Here is a 14846-nt window from a genome sequence, read left to right on the forward strand (position 1 = left end):
GTCACGGAAAGAATCCAGCTCATGAACCCCCAAACGATCTGGCTAACCGGTCTCAGCGGCTCGGGCAAATCCACCATCGCGCAGGCTTTGCACGAACGCTTCGAGTGCGACCACATCAACGCAACGGTGCTTGACGGCGATGTCATCCGAAAAGGCCTTTGTGCGGACCTCGGCTTCTCGCCTGCCGACCGCTCAGAGAACATCCGACGCATTGCCCACGTTTGCAAACTTCTCAATGACGCCAGCCTGACATGCATCGTCGCCTTCATCTCGCCCTACCGCGCCGACCGCGAACTGGCACGGCAGATAGTCGGCGCCGAACGCTTTCTTGAAGTTCACATCGCCACCGCGCTGGCCGTGTGTGAAGAGCGCGACCCCAAGGGCCTCTACGCCAAAGCGAGAAGCGGTGAGCTCCCCTCGTTCACCGGAATTTCTGCGCCCTATGAAGCGCCCGAACATCCCGCCCTGCGACTCGATACCCTCAACACCCCCCTCTCCGAGTGCGTCGCGGCGCTCATGAAGCTGACATGCTCGAACAGGTAAATCTGGCCCTCAGCGAACGCGCCGCCGCGCAGATCGCCGCCAACGACTGGCGCGGCGCCTGCGACACCTGGCAACTCCTCGTCCAGAACAAGCCACTAGACCCGAACGCCTGGGTCAACCTCGGTATCGCCCGCGCCCATACGGGCCAGTACCCCGAAGCCATCGACGCCTACGCCACAGCCATGCAACACGGCCTGCCCGAAGACGAAGGCGCCTGCGGTATCGGCCTCGTCTTCTGCCTGCGCCAGCAATACGACATTGCGGCAGAGAACCTGGAAATGGCGCTGGCGCGCAACCCGCGCAACCATACAGCCCTCTCCAACCTCGTCGTCTGCTACACGCGCCTGGGTCGCATCGCGCACGCCTTCGAAGCGGCCCAGGCCTTGCTCGAACTCGACCCCGAAAACCTGAGCGCGCTGGGCAGCCTCGGTACGCTCTGCAAAGACGCCGGCATGGCCGAAGAAGCCGTCGCCTGGAATCTGCGCGCCGCACAGGCCGCCCCCGACAGCCCAGAGCAGGTGTCGAACCTGCTGTGGTCCATGCTGCACTCGGACGCGCGCAGCACTGAAGACCTGCTGGAGATCGGCAAGGAATTCAACCGCCGCGCGCTTGCGCGCTGTGGCAGTGCCGCAGCGACTGTGGGATTCAATAGTGAGGACCTACGCTCGCCCTCCCATGCACCGCTGCAGTCCCCTCCCCAGCTTGACCCCCGGGAGAGCGGCACAACGCTCCCCTCGCGCGCTTGCGGGAGAGGGGCTGGGGGAGAGGGGGAAAGCTCCCGTACACATCTCAAGCACCTATCGGCTCAAACCGCACCATCCCACCTCTCCCCCAACCCCTCCCCTCCAAGGGGAGAGGTGCCTCATCCTGCTACGCAGCCCATAAAGCTGGGCCTCCTCAGCGCCGACCTCCGCCACCACGCCGTTGGCCGCTTCCTCACCCCCTTGCTCGAAGCCTTCGACCCGGCGCACGTCCAGGTCATCGCCTACAACACCGGCCACTTCCGCGATGATCTCTCGGCACGCGCACAAGCCGTCTGTGACTGGCGTGACGTCGGCGCACTCAGTGACGACGCGCTCATCGCCCTCATCCGCAAGGACAGGCTCGACGTCCTCATCGATCTCTCCGGCCACACCGACGGCTCACGTCTCGCCGCCCTCGCGCAACGCGCCGCACCCGTGCAGATCAGCTGGCTGGGCTACCCCGCCAGCACGGGGCTCGACAGCATGGACTACGTGCTCGTGCCGCCCGATCCGCAACTCCAAACTGGCAACTGGTGCAACGAAAAGCCCCTCGCCCTGCCCGACTGCTACTACGTGCGTGAGACCTCACAACTGCACTTCAGCGATGCTCCGGCCCCCGTCACGCGCAACGGGCACATCACCTTCGGCTGCCTCAACAATCTCGCCAAGTACAGCCCCTCGTGCATCGCCGCCTGGTCCCGCATCCTGAAGCGCATGCCGACTGCGCGCCTCGTGCTGGTCGTCACCAGCGGTGCCGAGCGCGTTCTGCAGCAAGACCTGCTCAACCGCTTCGCTGAACACGGCGTCGCCCCCGAACGCCTCGACCTGCGCGGGCGCATGGATTACGACGCCTACCGCCGCACCTGGCACGAGTTCGACCTCGCCCTCGACGCCTTCCCCTTCAACGGCGGCACGACCGGTTTCGACGCGCTCTGCGCCGGCATTCCCTTCGTGACGCTCAGCGGAGAAGGCCTGCACGCACGCCTCGGCGAAAACCTGTTGCGCCCGCTGGGTCTGGCGAGTCTCGCAGCAACCAACATCGACGACTACGTCGAAAAAGCGGTCACGCTGGCCAGCGACCCGGCAGCACTGGAGGCGGTGCGTCAAACGCTGCGCAACACCTTGCCGCACAGCGCACTGTGCGACCTCCCACGCTTTGCGCGCGGGCTGGAACAGTTGCTGAAGACGCTCAGGACATGAGCCCACTCACTCCCCTCGCCCGCTTGCGGGACAGGGGCTTAGCGAGAGGGTTAGCCTCTGCACCAATCAATCCAGCAAGCTCTTGTCCCCACCGATATACCAGCGCCCCACCGCGACGAGCAGTCCGATCAAGCCCGCGACTGCGCAGCCAAGATGAAGTGCCCAAAGCGGCACGAGATCAAGCAAAGGGTTGGCAATGCTGAACGGCCAGAATGGCTGGATGTCGTGATGCATGATGCTGTCGAACACTACATGTGACCAAGCCCCCAACGCCGCACCTGTCGCCACCTGCCGCATCCGCAAACGACGCCAGCCGAACATGTCCGGCAACCAGTAACGCTCGGCAAACCACTTGCAGCCCGCGAAGAGGCCAATCACGGCACCGATGACCAGCGTGGCGCCGATGTAAGTGTGAAAGAAAGCATGCACGGGGTAACGCTGCTGCACGAGGTTGCATAGGGACTCGATATCGATCAGCACATTGGCTGTGCAGAAGGCAATGAAGCTGATGTGCTTCGGCGCCACCGCATGCAGTGCTGCACCGGGGCCGAAGTGGAAGGGCGTGACGGGCATCAGAGAAATTGCAGCGCTCGGACGCCTCTAAGACTCAGCGCCTCGATGAAATCGAGCCACAAATCGCTTCAAGGGTATCCACTCAAACCCAGCACCGAGCGACGCCCCTAGAACCAGTCCAGACAGCAGATGAAAAGCCGCGTTAATGCTCAACTGGTCGCTGTCGGCAATGGTGGGGAGCTTCACGTAACTTACGTATACGTGCAGCGATACTCCCGCAGCAAAACCTGGCACACCCAACCAGATCCGCACGAACAAGAGCAAAGCGCTCAGCATCAGCACCCCCACTGAGAAAAGCGCCAACACATGCGCAAACGGCAATCGATTGTGAACAATCTGATACCTGACCCAGCGAGCGTAGTCTTGCGCCTCAGCAGGCCATTTACTCCACCCATGCCACAAACTCCAAGTGGCACAGATGACAGCTGCTACAAGCCACATCAACAGTAGCGCTCGAAAGATTGAGAGCTTCATCTAAGTCGTGCGGGACTCTTCAATCGTCCTCTGACACGCTCAAAAAAGCACGTCTCGCGACACGCCACGCCGCTTGATCAGCCGCCGTAGCTGCGACAGCGCTTCAAGCTGGATCTGGCGCACACGCTCACGCGTGAGGCCCATCTGGGCAGCAAGGTCTTCGAGCGTCAGCACTTCGACGTCGTCGATGCCATAGCGATACTGGATGACCAGACGCTGCTTGTCAGTCAGCTGCGCCATCCACTCGCGGATGAGGGTTTCGACCTCGGCGTTATGGATGTTGAGCTCGGGGCTGATGGCCTGCTCATCCGCAATCGATTCACCGATGGAGAGATTGGGGTCTATGTCGAGTGGCGCATCGAGAGACGCCGTGTGCTCGTTGAGGGCCAGCACGGCGCGTACGTCCTCGACGGGTTTGTCGAGCTTTTCGGCAATCGCCTCGGGCGTCACGCCACCGCAATTGGAGGCTTCGATCTGGCGCTGCGCGCGCAACACCTGGTTGAGCTCCTTTACCACGTGCACCGGCAGGCGGATGGTGCGCGACTGGTTCATGATCGCGCGTTCGATGTTCTGCCGGATCCACCAGGTGGCGTAGGTGGAGAAACGGAAGCCGCGCTCCGGATCGAACTTCTCAAGCGCGTGCATCAGGCCCAGATTGCCCTCTTCGACGAGGTCAAGCAGCGGGATGCCGCGATTAAGGTAGTGCTTGGCAATGTTGACGACGAGGCGCAGGTTGCGCTCGATCATCTTCTGCCGCGCTTCAAAGTCACCCTGGCGCACGCGGCGGGCAAGGGCCGCTTCTTCTTCCGCCGTCAGCAGCGGATTGAGACCGATCTCGTTGAGATAGATCTGGGTGACGTCGTTGAGGAATTCACTCTCTGGGACTGGCGCAGGCGTAGCAGCGGCATCAGCAAATGCCTCGAGCTCGGCGGGAACGTCGTCGGGTTCCTTCTCTTCCGGTTCATCGAGGAATTCAGCTTCCTGCATGCAACCCTCAGCGCGTAGGTAGTAGCTTGGTCGGATCTACCGGTTTGCCTCCGGGCTGCCGCATCTCGAAATGCAGCTTGACCCGCTCGGCATCACTGTCACCCATTACGGCAATCTTCTGGCCCTTCTGAACTTGCTGCTGTTCCTTCACCAGAATCTCCTTGTTGTGCGCGTAGACCGTGGTGTATTGCGAGCCGTGCTTGATGATGACGAGGTTTCCGTAACCCCGCAAGTCAGAACCTGCGTAAATCACTTTGCCACTCGCTGCGGCATAGACAGGATCGCCCAGTGCACCACCAAAATCGAGACCCTTGTTGGTGCTCTCGTTAAAGGGCGCGATGATCTTGCCGGCGGAAGGCCAGGCCCACTCCACCTTGTCATCGCCCGGTTTGCTTGCCGGATTGGCGGCCTCGGGCCTGGGCGCGGGCTTGGGCTCGCTGGCTGCGGCGGGCACGGGCTGTGGGCGCACGGCGGGCGCTGCAACAGGCGCCGATGCAGCGACAGGCGGCGTCACGGTCGCGGGTGCCGTCACCGGTGTCGCCAGTGGCGCAGAAGCACTCTGCAGCTCGGCCCACGCCTTTTCCGAATACGCGATGCGGCCTCCACGTGGCTCAGTCACCGCAGCGCCTGCCGCGGGTTTTGGCGCAGCGGAGGGCGAGTCAACCGGACGGATCTCGATACGCGGCACACTGACCGGTTGCGTGCTGCCCGCTGTCGGAGCGGGCACTGGCGTTACGGCCGCTCCCGCCGTAACCGGTGCAGTGCTGCTACCGGGCGGTGTGACACGAAGCTCCTGGCCAACGCGAATCAACGATGGGTTCTCGATGCCGTTCCAGGCCGCCACATCACGGTAGTCATGTCCGTGCTCCAGCGCGATGCTGTAGAGCGTGTCGCCTTTCTTGACAATGTAATAACCGGGCCGCACTGCTGCGGCTTCGCTGCTGCTCGATGCAGCACTGCCGGCCGGCGTGCGCGTCTCGATGGGCGCAGGAGTCTGACTGGCACAGGCGGCCAGCAGCAGAACGGCTACACAGCTGAGAAAATGTCTTGAGTTCATTCGGTTCCGGGCAGCAAAGGGACGAAGCGCACGGCATCGAGACGGGATTCCTTGAACGTACCGGCCGCCGTACGCTCGATGAGCAGGATGATCTGTTGTGTCGAGCCCAATGGCATGACCATGCGGCCACCGGGTGCGAGCTGTTCGCGCAGCTTGACCGGCACGCTTTCGGCTGCTGCAGCGAGGATGATGGAATCAAATGGAGCCACCTCGGGCAACCCAAGGTTACCGTCACCATGTTTCAGTCGCACATTGGGCAAGCGTAGCGGGCGCAGATTGGCGCGCGCCTTGTCGAGCAGCTTGGCGATGCGCTCCATCGTATATACATCGCTCGCCATGCAGGACAGCACGGCGGCCTGGTAGCCACAACCGGTACCGATTTCCAGAGTCTTCCCCAAGGCACGCCCCCCAGCAGCCAGCAGTTCCATCATGCGGGCCACCACGAAGGGTTGTGAGATGGTCTGCTGGAAACCCAGCGGCAAAGCGGTGTCTTCATACGCACGGCTGGCCAGCGCCTCTTCAACGAATGCATGGCGCGGAATGCGGTTCATGGCATCCAGCACCGCTTCGTCACGAATGCCGAGCTTGCGCAGATGCTCGATCATGCGCGCGCGGGCGCGTGTTGCAGTGAGGTTGGCGGCGCGTGTCGTGTCGATCATGGAAATCCGGCCAGGTCCTTCAGGTCGTTCGCCCGCGCCGTCAGATGTCGTCCGGCGCAGCGCGATGGCGTTCACTCAGCGAGCCAGTTTGCCACGCCTTGAATCTGTGCGGTGTGAGTCAGATCGATCTGCAGGGGTGTCACCGACACGAAGCCTTGCGCTACAGCGTGAAAGTCCGTGCCTTCACCGGCATCTGCGGCCTCACCGGCGGGGCCGACCCAGTAAATCGGCTCGCCGCGCGGGTTGGTGGCGCGGATGACCGGCTCCGCACGATGACGCCGCCCCAGGCGGGTCGTAAGCACGCCACGCAGTTCATCGAACGGCACATCCGGCACGTTGACGTTGAGCAGGACCGGTGTGGCAAAGCCCTTGTGCTGGAAGCGCTCAACCAGCTGACGCGCCACCCGCGCTGCGGTAACGAAATTCTCTGGCTGACGCCCGACCAGCGACACGGCAATCGCAGGCACGCCCAGGAGGTAGCCTTCGGTAGCGGCCGCCACAGTGCCTGAGTAGATGGTGTCGTCGCCCATGTTGGCGCCGTGATTGACGCCCGACACGACCATGTCCGGCAGTTCTGCCAGCATGCCCGTGACGGCGAGGTGCACGCAGTCGGTTGGCGTACCATTGACGTAATGGAAACCGCTGGCTGCACGACGCAGTTGCAGGGGGCGATCCAGCGTCAGGGAATTGCTGGCGCCGCTGCGGTCTGCCTCGGGGGCAACCACCGTGATTTGCGCGATGCTGCCAAGCGCCTCGGCCAGTGCAGCGATACCCGCTGACTGGTAACCGTCGTCATTGCTGAGAAGAATGCGCATGATGGACACCCGAAGCGCGACGGAGGGCAAAGCACCCGCGCACAAGGCGCTGGCACAGCCACCGGAGGAAACAAAAAGGCATCGGGTTACGATGCCTTGAAGTCTGGTGAAACCGAGAAAAGCAAAATTGAAACTGGTCGGGGCGGCGGGATTCGAACTCGCGACCCCTTGCACCCCATGCAAGTGCGCTACCAGGCTGCGCTACGCCCCGACACGAGCCGCGCATTATAGCGGAGAGCTTGCCGTTTGCACACGGCTTGAGCAAAAAAACCGGAAGGTTCAGCTCTTGAGGAAATCGAGCAGATCAAGCAACTCGCTCTTCACGCTCTTGACGCTATCACGTGCGCGCTCAGCTTCCTCTGCTACCTCGTGCTCGAAGATGGCGTTCTCTTCGAGACGATTGCGCGCGCCGCTGATGGTAAAGCCGTCTCGATACAACAGGTCGCGGATGCGGCGCACAAGGAGCACTTCGTGGTGCTGGTAGTAACGGCGATTGCCGCGGCGCTTGACCGGCTTGAGCTGGGTGAACTCCTGCTCCCAGTAGCGCAGCACGTGCGGCTTGACCGCGCACAGCTCGCTGACCTCACCGATGGTGAAGTAGCGCTTGGCAGGAATGGGCGGAAGTTCCCGCGTATCAGGACTCGACGGCGTTTCCGTTTGCATCGCTCAGTTCTTCAACTGCAGCCTTCAGCTTCTGACTCGCATGGAAAGTCACTACGCGGCGCGCAGTGATGGGAATCTCTTCGCCCGTCTTGGGGTTGCGCCCCGGACGCTGCGGCTTGTCGCGCAGCTGGAAGTTGCCAAACCCCGACAGCTTCACATCCTGCCCTTCAGAAAGCGCATTGCGAATCTCATCGAAGAAACATTCCACCATATCCTTCGCTTCGCGCTTGTTCAGCCCGACCTTGTCAAAGAGCAGGTCGGCCAGTTCGGCCTTGGTCAGAGTCATGTTCTTGTTCTCGCTTCAGTCATGCCCGCAGTTGCCCACCCAACTGCTCGCCGGCAGCGGTAATCAGGGCCTGGACGGCCTGATCGATTTCCTGTTCTTCCAGCGTTCGCTCAGTGTGCTGAAGCACCACGCGCAACGCAATACTCCGGGTTTCGGGTTCGAGACCTTTGCCCGAATAGACGTCGAAAACTTCGATTGATCGCACGATTTCAGCCGACGCCCCCTTGAGCACAGCCAGCAATCGGGCCGCAGGGATATCAGAGTTCAGCACCAGCGCAATGTCCCGCGTCACGGCCGGCAAACGGGCAATCTCGCTGTATTGCGGCACCTGCCGCGCCAGCACCGCATCAAGCTCCAGCTCGAACACTATCGGCGCAGTGCCAAGATCGTACTTTTGCACCCATGCCGGGTGTAGTTCGCCGACGAAACCAACGGTCTTGCCGCCCAACGACACACGGGCACTGCGCCCCGGATGCAGCGCCGGATGAACGGCTGCCTCGAAAGACGCCCCGTCGCCCAACAAATGTTCGACATCGGCTTTCACGTCATAGAAATCCACTTTGCGCGAAGCCTGCCCCCACTGCTCGTGCGCGACTGGCCCCCAGGCCAGACCGGCCAGACGGACCGGCTGCTCGTAGCCCGCTACGGGCACAGCGGCTGCATTACGCACGAAACAGCGGCCAATCTCGAACAAGCGCACGCGATCAGCGCGATGCCGCTGATTGCTGGCAAGCGTGCCGACCAGGCCACCGATCAACGAAGAGCGCATCACGGCCAAGTGGCTGGCGATGGGATTTGCCAGACGCACCGGCTCGGTATTGCCAGCAAAATCCCTCTCCCACACCTCTTCTACAAAGGCATAGGTGATGACCTCCTGATAGCCGCGTGCCGCCACGGTACGACGCACACGGCTCGGGCTCTGGCTTGCCTCAGGCAGAGGCAGCATGCGGATACCCGCTTGCGGCGCCACCGGCGGAATATTGTCGTAGCCCACAATGCGGGCCACCTCTTCAATGAGGTCCTCTTCGATTGCGATGTCGAACCGATATGACGGCGCGGTCACCCACATCTGCGCACCATCGCCCTTCACCGACATGCCAAGGCGCTCGAAGCCAGCCTGCATGGCCGCATCGGCAACCTCGATACCCAATACCTGGCGCGCACGGGCCGGACGGAAAGCCACTGCCTGGCGTACAGGCACCTTATCCGCCACTTCAGCGACCTGCACAGGGCCAGGCTCACCACCACAGATCTCGACGAGCAGCGCAGTAGCGCGCTCCATGGCGATCTGTGCCAGCGCGAAATCCACACCGCGCTCAAAACGATGCGAGGCATCGGAGGAAAAGCCCAGCGCACGGGCGCGACCGACAATCGCATCCGGCTGGAAGAAAGCGCTTTCCAGGAACACGTTGCGCGTCGCGTTCGTCACGCCACTCTGCTCGCCGCCCATCACACCAGCAAGCGCCAGCAAACGCGCCTCGTCCGCAATCAACAGCGAACCTGCAGTGGGCTCGACGGTCTGTCCATTGAGCAGCTCCAGCGAATCGCCCGCGCGCGGCATGCGCACATGGATATCGCCTGCCAGCTTGTCGTTATCGAAAGCATGCATCGGCTGGCCCAGCTCGAGCATCACGTAGTTGGTGATATCGACGACGGCACTGATGCTGCGCACACCGCAGCGCAGGAGGCGCTGACGCATCCACTCAGGCGTTGCCGCAGCAGCATTGACGTTGCGCACAATGCGACCAGCATAGCGTGGGCAGGCTTCCGGCGCATCCAGCCGCACCGGCCGCACGGCATCATGAACCGGCGCCACTGCGGGCGTAGCCGGCAGAGTCAGCGGGGTGTCCGTCAAAGCAGCCAGCTCGCGCGCCACACCCGCAAGGCTGAGGCAGTCGGCACGGTTGGGAGTCAGTTTGATGGTGATCTTGCGGTCATCCAGCGCTAGATAGTCACGGATATCCGCGCCGACCGGCGCATCATCCGGCAGCACCAGCAGACCATCGTGATCCTGGGTCATACCCAGTTCTTCGGCCGAGCACATCATGCCGAAGGACTCGACACCACGCAGCTTGGCCGCCTTGATCGCAAAACCGGGCAGGTTCGCGCCGACCATGGCGCAAGGCGCCTTCATGCCGATCACGACGTTCGGGGCACCGCAAACGATCTGCAAGGGCTCTCCTTGCCCCACATCAACGCGGCAAACCTTGAGCTTGTCAGCGTCAGGATGTTTTTCGAACGAGACGACCTGCGCCACCACGACTCCGCTGAAAGCCGGCGCAACAGGCTCGACCTCCTCGACTTCGAGGCCAGCCATGGTCAGCAGATGGCACAGCGCATCGCTATCGATCGCGGGGTTGCACAGGCTGCGCAACCATTTTTCAGAGAACTGCATATCAGTTTTGGAATTGATTCAGGAAGCGCAGGTCGTTCTCGAAGAACAAGCGCAAATCATTGATACCGTAACGGAGCATGGTCAAACGATCGAGCCCCATGCCGAAGGCAAAACCCGTGTAGCACGATGCGTCAATGCCACCATTGGTGAGCACATTCGGATGCACCATGCCGCACCCCGCAATCTCCAGCCAGCGCCCCTTGTTAGGCCCGCTCATGAAAGCGAAGTCGATCTCGGCTGACGGCTCGGTGAAGGGGAAGAACGACGGGCGGAAACGCACCTGCAATTCATCGGTCTCGAAGAAACGTTGCAGGAAATCGATGATCACGCCCTTGAGGCCCGCAAAGCTGATGTTCTCACCGACCCACAGTCCCTCGACCTGATGGAACATCGGCGAGTGCGTAGCGTCCGAATCAACGCGATACACACGGCCTGGCGCAATGATGCGCAACTCGGGCATGGCGCCACCCGCGTGCTTCGCGGCATGCAGCTTCATCGCACGGATCTGCACGGGGCTGGTGTGCGTACGCAGCAGCACGCCTGGCGCATCCTTCAGGTAGAAGGTGTCGTGCATCGAACGCGCAGGGTGATTCTCGGGTGTGTTTAGAGCGGTGAAGTTGAACCAGTCCTCTTCGATCTCGGGACCATCAGCCACTTCGAAGCCGATTGCGCGAAACAGGTTTTCGAAGCGCTCAAGTGTGCGCATTACCGGATGCAGCCCGCCACTTTGCTGACCACGTCCAGGCAAGGTGACGTCCAGCGCCTCTGCCTGCAACTGGGCTGCCAGCTGGGCGTTACGCAGTGCGTCGCGTCGCGCTTCGAGCAACGCTTCGACGGCAGCCTTGCATTGATTGATTTCTGCACCGGCGGCACGACGCGCGTCGGCGTCCAGCTTGCCCAAGCCTTTGAGCAGCTCTGTGAGGCTGCCACTCTTGCCCAGAAAGCGCGCCTTGACCTGATCCAGCGCCGGCAGGTCTGCCGCTTCGGCAAAGGCTGCGCGGGCGTCAGAGAGGATTTGTTCGAGTTGAGTCACGGAAATTCAAACCGGAAGAAAGCGCTTGCGGAACGCCGTCGCGCAAACAGAACTACGTGAAGAATGCGACACAAGACCTTGAATTTTATCGGAAGTCCATCGCATTTGCACCCCGCAACTGCTGATCAGGGACGAAAAAAAAGGAGGCCGCAGCCTCCCTTTTTCCGTCCTGAGAACTCAGGCCAGCTTGGCCTTGGCTTGTTCGGCCAGCGCTGCAAAAGCAGGCTTGTCAAACACAGCCAAGTCGGCCAGAACCTTACGGTCGACTTCGATGGCAGCCTTTTTGAGGCCATTCATGAAGCGGCTGTAGGTCAGGCCCAGCTCACGCGCAGCGGCGTTGATACGGGTGATCCACAGCTGGCGGAACTGACGCTTGCGCTGACGACGGTCGCGGTAAGCGTACTGACCGGCCTTCATCACCGCTTCCTTGGCGATGCGGTAGACCGTGGAACGACGGCCACGGTAACCCTTGGCCTGGTTAAGAACTTTTTTGTGACGGGCGCGAGCCGTTACACCACGTTTAACTCGGGGCATGTTTCTTCTCCTTGATTAAGCGTAGGGCATCATGGCGCGGATACGATCAGTATCCGTGCTGTGCACGGCAGTCATGCCGCGCAGCTGGCGCTTGTTCTTGGTGGTTTTCTTGGTCAGGATGTGGCGCTTGAACGCTTGACCGCGTTTGACGCTGCCACCCGCGCGGATCTTGAATCGCTTCGCCGCGCCGGATTTGGTCTTCATCTTCGGCATTTGATACTCCAGTTTTTGACATGACAGCCGGTGGTCTGCGAACTGACGGACGCTTGCTGACCGGACAATCACTTGTTTTGCAGCACCTTGCGGCAGCACTGCGAGCCGTTGCGGGCAAATCGCCCGTAATTCTTAAACCTTCTTCTTGGGCGCCAGCACCATGATCATCTGGCGACCTTCCAGCTTGGGGAACTGCTCCACAACAGCCAGCTCTTCAAGATCGACCTTGATACGCTCAAGCTGGCGAATGCCGAACTCCTGGTGAGCCATTTCCCGGCCACGGAAACGCAAGGTCACCTTGACCTTGTCGCCCTCGCCGAGGAACTTCACCATGTTGCGCATCTTGATCTGGTAGTCGTTCTCATCAGTCTGCGGCCGAAGCTTCACCTCTTTGACCTGGATCTGCTTCTGCTTGAGCTTGGCTTCGTGCGCCCGCTTCTGCTCCTGATACTTGAACTTGCCGTAGTCCATCAAACGACAGACTGGCGGCTTGGCCTGCGGGGCGATCTCGACAAGATCAACTTCCGCTTCTTCAGCCATGGTCAGCGCCTGCTGAATCGAAACGATGCCAAGCGGTTCGCTATCCGGTCCTACCAACCGCACCTCGGGAACAGTGATCTCCCGATTGATGCGATGCGACTTATCCTGAGCGATGGTCAGTTCTCCGAAAATTATAAAAAATCAAGCGCCTGCGCCGCGTGCTGAAACTTCGCGACGGAGCCGCTCGATCAGTTCGCTTACAGGCATGACGCCCAGATCCTGCCCGCCCCGTGCTCGCACGGAAACGGCACCGGCAGCCTTTTCTTTATCGCCGGCCACCAACAGGTAGGGGTGCTTCTGCAAGCTATGTTCGCGGATTTTATAGGTAATTTTCTCGTTCCGCAAATCAGACTGCACGCGCAGGCCCGCTGCACGCAGGGCTTGCGTGACTTCGGCCACGTAATCAGCCTGTCCTTCCGAGATGTTCATCACCACGACTTGAATCGGCGACAGCCACAAGGGCAACGCGCCGCCGAAGTTTTCGATGAGGATGCCGAGGAAGCGCTCCAGCGAACCAAGGATCGCGCGGTGCAGCATGACCGGGCGATGGCGGCTGTTGTCTTCGGCTACATATTCGGCGTCGAGACGCTCCGGCAAAACGAAATCGAGCTGGATCGTGCCGCACTGCCAGGAACGGCCCAGAGCGTCCTTGATGTGATATTCGACTTTCGGCCCATAGAACGCGCCCTCGCCGGGCAATTCTTCCCACTCCTTGCCAGAAGCACGAAGCGCCGCGCGCAAGCCGTCTTCGGCGCGATTCCAGGTGTCGTCCGAGCCGGCGCGCTTTTCGGGACGCAACGCGAGCTTGACGGCAACATCAGTGAAACCGAAGTCCTGATAGACGCTCATCAGCAGCTGGTCGAAGGCCTTGGCCTCTTCTTCGATCTGCGCTTCGGTGCAGAAAATGTGCGCATCGTCCTGCACGAAACCACGCACGCGCATCAGGCCATGCAAAGCACCAGAAGGCTCATTGCGGTGACATGAGCCGAACTCGGCAAGGCGCAGCGGAAGGTCGCGGTAGGAACGCAGACCGTGATTGAAGATCTGCACATGGCCCGGGCAATTCATGGGCTTCACGGCGTAGTCGCGCTTTTCCGACTCTGTCGTAAACATGTTGTCGCGGTAGTTGTCCCAGTGGCCTGACTTCTCCCAGAGCACACGGTCCATGACCATGGGCGTGCGCACCTCGTCGTAACCGGCTTCGATGAGGCGGCTGCGCATGTATTGCTCAACCTGCTGCCACAACGTCCAGCCCTTGGGGTGCCAGAACACCATACCCGGCGCTTCGTCCTGCATGTGGAACAGGTCGAGTTGCTTGCCGAGGCGGCGATGATCACGCTTCTCGGCCTCTTCGAGCATATGCAGGTAAGCGTCGAGCTCTTCCTTCTTTGCCCAGGCAGTGCCGTAGATGCGCTGCAACTGCGCATTCTTTGCGTCACCTCGCCAATAGGCGCCAGCCACCTTCATGAGCTTGAAATGTTTGAGCTTGCCGGTCGACGGCACGTGCGGGCCGCGGCAAAGGTCGATGAAGTCACCTTCGCGATAGAGGGAGATGGTCTCGCCTGAGGGAATCGCACCGATAAGCTCAGCCTTGTAGTGCTCGCCGAGGCCCTCGAAGAACCTGACCGCCTCGTCGCGATCCCATTCTTCGCGCGTCACACGGATATCTTTCTTCGCCAATTCGCCCATACGCTTCTCGATCGCTGCGAGATCTTCAGGTGTGAAGGGACGTGAGTAGGCGAAGTCGTAATAGAAACCGTTTTCGACGACGGGGCCGATGGTGACCTGCGCTTCCGGGAACAACTCTTTCACCGCATAGGCCAGCAAGTGCGCCGTGGAGTGACGGATGATTTCGAGACCATCCGCATCCTTGTCCGTAATGATTGCAAGCGCCGCATCGCTGCTGATGACGTGGCTGGTATCGACCTCCTTGCCGTTCACCCGCCCGGCCAATGCGGCCTTGGCAAGGCCGGCGCCAATCGACGCGGCAACGTCGAACACGGAAACCGGGGCATCGAAGCTGCGAACTGAACCGTCAGGAAGCGTGATGTTGGGCATGGTGATAACCGGCAAGAAGCAATCGGGCAATTCGAAAGGGCAAAAAAAAAGTGCGGACAAGCCGCACTTTTTT

Annotated in this window: 15 protein-coding genes and 1 tRNA gene; 2 read left to right on the forward strand and 14 right to left on the reverse strand. The window is 61.2% G+C overall.

Translation table 11 applies throughout. The features are described from left to right. Window positions 1-21 precede the first annotated feature (21 nt). Both cysC and ABEA02_RS16610 read left to right on the forward strand, forming a co-directional pair. Window positions 22-543: an adenylyl-sulfate kinase gene (gene cysC / locus ABEA02_RS16605; protein WP_345534219.1), complete on the forward strand. Its 522-nt coding sequence runs from the start codon at window positions 22-24 to the stop codon at window positions 541-543. Next, on the forward strand, window positions 528-2486 hold the full coding sequence (locus tag ABEA02_RS16610) for an O-linked N-acetylglucosamine transferase, SPINDLY family protein (protein WP_345534220.1): 1959 nt from the start codon (window positions 528-530) through the stop codon (window positions 2484-2486). Before cysC ends, ABEA02_RS16610 begins: the two co-directional genes overlap by 16 nt. A 66-nt stretch (window positions 2487-2552) precedes the next feature. Here ABEA02_RS16610 and ABEA02_RS16615 read toward each other — a convergent pair whose 3' ends face one another. The 14 genes from ABEA02_RS16615 to thrS form a co-directional block, all read right to left on the reverse strand. Next, window positions 2553-3059, reverse strand: a complete 507-nt coding sequence (locus tag ABEA02_RS16615) for a hypothetical protein (RefSeq protein WP_345534221.1) — start codon at window positions 3057-3059, stop codon at window positions 2553-2555. A 513-nt stretch (window positions 3060-3572) separates the two neighbouring features. Beyond that, window positions 3573-4520 (reverse strand): RNA polymerase sigma factor RpoS, encoded by a 948-nt coding sequence (gene rpoS, locus ABEA02_RS16620; protein ID WP_345534222.1) that lies wholly within the window; start codon window positions 4518-4520, stop codon window positions 3573-3575. A gap of 7 nt (window positions 4521-4527) precedes the next feature. Further along, window positions 4528-5577, reverse strand: a complete 1050-nt coding sequence (locus ABEA02_RS16625; RefSeq protein WP_345534223.1) for a peptidoglycan DD-metalloendopeptidase family protein — start codon at window positions 5575-5577, stop codon at window positions 4528-4530. Continuing rightward, window positions 5574-6236: a protein-L-isoaspartate(D-aspartate) O-methyltransferase gene (locus tag ABEA02_RS16630; RefSeq protein WP_345534224.1), complete on the reverse strand. Its 663-nt coding sequence runs from the start codon at window positions 6234-6236 to the stop codon at window positions 5574-5576. The genes ABEA02_RS16625 and ABEA02_RS16630 overlap by 4 nt, the downstream gene beginning before the upstream one ends. A 71-nt stretch (window positions 6237-6307) precedes the next feature. Then, window positions 6308-7051 (reverse strand): 5'/3'-nucleotidase SurE, encoded by a 744-nt coding sequence (surE, locus tag ABEA02_RS16635; RefSeq protein WP_345534225.1) that lies wholly within the window; start codon window positions 7049-7051, stop codon window positions 6308-6310. Window positions 7052-7185: 134 nt separating this feature from the next. After that, window positions 7186-7262, reverse strand: a tRNA-Pro gene (locus ABEA02_RS16640). Between the two features lie 68 nt (window positions 7263-7330). Then, entirely contained in the window at window positions 7331-7714 is a 384-nt protein-coding gene (locus tag ABEA02_RS16645; RefSeq protein WP_345534226.1) for a MerR family transcriptional regulator, read from the reverse strand. Beyond that, a complete protein-coding gene (locus ABEA02_RS16650) occupies window positions 7686-8000 on the reverse strand; it encodes an integration host factor subunit alpha (protein WP_345534227.1) in 315 nt (104 codons plus the stop codon). Before ABEA02_RS16650 ends, ABEA02_RS16645 begins: the two co-directional genes overlap by 29 nt. Before the next feature lie 19 nt (window positions 8001-8019). Continuing rightward, window positions 8020-10395 carry a phenylalanine--tRNA ligase subunit beta gene (pheT, locus tag ABEA02_RS16655; protein WP_345534228.1) on the reverse strand — a complete coding sequence of 792 codons (2376 nt, stop codon included), beginning with the start codon at window positions 10393-10395 and terminating at the stop codon, window positions 8020-8022. Between the two features lies 1 nt (window position 10396). Further along, window positions 10397-11428, reverse strand: coding sequence for a phenylalanine--tRNA ligase subunit alpha (pheS, locus tag ABEA02_RS16660; protein ID WP_345534229.1), 1032 nt, complete (start codon window positions 11426-11428; stop codon window positions 10397-10399). 177 nt (window positions 11429-11605) lie between these two features. Beyond that, window positions 11606-11962, reverse strand: a complete 357-nt coding sequence (rplT, locus tag ABEA02_RS16665; protein ID WP_345534230.1) for a 50S ribosomal protein L20 — start codon at window positions 11960-11962, stop codon at window positions 11606-11608. 15 nt (window positions 11963-11977) lie between these two features. Next, a complete protein-coding gene (gene rpmI, locus ABEA02_RS16670; protein ID WP_345534231.1) occupies window positions 11978-12175 on the reverse strand; it encodes a 50S ribosomal protein L35 in 198 nt (65 codons plus the stop codon). A gap of 132 nt (window positions 12176-12307) precedes the next feature. Further along, window positions 12308-12850 carry a translation initiation factor IF-3 gene (gene infC / locus ABEA02_RS16675; RefSeq protein ID WP_425584690.1) on the reverse strand — a complete coding sequence of 181 codons (543 nt, stop codon included), beginning with the start codon at window positions 12848-12850 and terminating at the stop codon, window positions 12308-12310. A 6-nt stretch (window positions 12851-12856) separates the two neighbouring features. After that, the gene (thrS, locus tag ABEA02_RS16680; RefSeq protein ID WP_345534232.1) at window positions 12857-14773 is read right to left on the reverse strand and encodes a threonine--tRNA ligase; all 1917 of its coding nucleotides are present in this window, start codon (window positions 14771-14773) and stop codon (window positions 12857-12859) included. Between the last annotated feature and the right edge of the window lie 73 nt (window positions 14774-14846).

This window comes from Viridibacterium curvum (assembly GCF_039544165.1).
Classification (GTDB): Bacteria; Pseudomonadota; Gammaproteobacteria; order Burkholderiales; family Rhodocyclaceae; genus Viridibacterium; species Viridibacterium curvum.

What these genes read in the sequence shown, in the direction of transcription:
- cysC (WP_345534219.1), top strand. Translation starts at nt 22, where the DNA reads ATGAACCCCCAAACGATCTGGCTAACCGGTCTCAGCGGCTCGGGCAAA.
- ABEA02_RS16610 (WP_345534220.1), top strand. Translation starts at nt 528, where the DNA reads ATGCTCGAACAGGTAAATCTGGCCCTCAGCGAACGCGCCGCCGCGCAG.
- ABEA02_RS16615 (WP_345534221.1), bottom strand. Translation starts at nt 3,059, where the DNA reads ATGCCCGTCACGCCCTTCCACTTCGGCCCCGGTGCAGCACTGCATGCG.
- rpoS (WP_345534222.1), bottom strand. Translation starts at nt 4,520, where the DNA reads ATGCAGGAAGCTGAATTCCTCGATGAACCGGAAGAGAAGGAACCCGAC.
- ABEA02_RS16625 (WP_345534223.1), bottom strand. Translation starts at nt 5,577, where the DNA reads ATGAACTCAAGACATTTTCTCAGCTGTGTAGCCGTTCTGCTGCTGGCC.
- ABEA02_RS16630 (WP_345534224.1), bottom strand. Translation starts at nt 6,236, where the DNA reads ATGATCGACACGACACGCGCCGCCAACCTCACTGCAACACGCGCCCGC.
- surE (WP_345534225.1), bottom strand. Translation starts at nt 7,051, where the DNA reads ATGCGCATTCTTCTCAGCAATGACGACGGTTACCAGTCAGCGGGTATC.
- ABEA02_RS16645 (WP_345534226.1), bottom strand. Translation starts at nt 7,714, where the DNA reads ATGCAAACGGAAACGCCGTCGAGTCCTGATACGCGGGAACTTCCGCCC.
- ABEA02_RS16650 (WP_345534227.1), bottom strand. Translation starts at nt 8,000, where the DNA reads ATGACTCTGACCAAGGCCGAACTGGCCGACCTGCTCTTTGACAAGGTC.
- pheT (WP_345534228.1), bottom strand. Translation starts at nt 10,395, where the DNA reads ATGCAGTTCTCTGAAAAATGGTTGCGCAGCCTGTGCAACCCCGCGATC.
- rplT (WP_345534230.1), bottom strand. Translation starts at nt 11,962, where the DNA reads ATGCCCCGAGTTAAACGTGGTGTAACGGCTCGCGCCCGTCACAAAAAA.
- rpmI (WP_345534231.1), bottom strand. Translation starts at nt 12,175, where the DNA reads ATGCCGAAGATGAAGACCAAATCCGGCGCGGCGAAGCGATTCAAGATC.
- thrS (WP_345534232.1), bottom strand. Translation starts at nt 14,773, where the DNA reads ATGCCCAACATCACGCTTCCTGACGGTTCAGTTCGCAGCTTCGATGCC.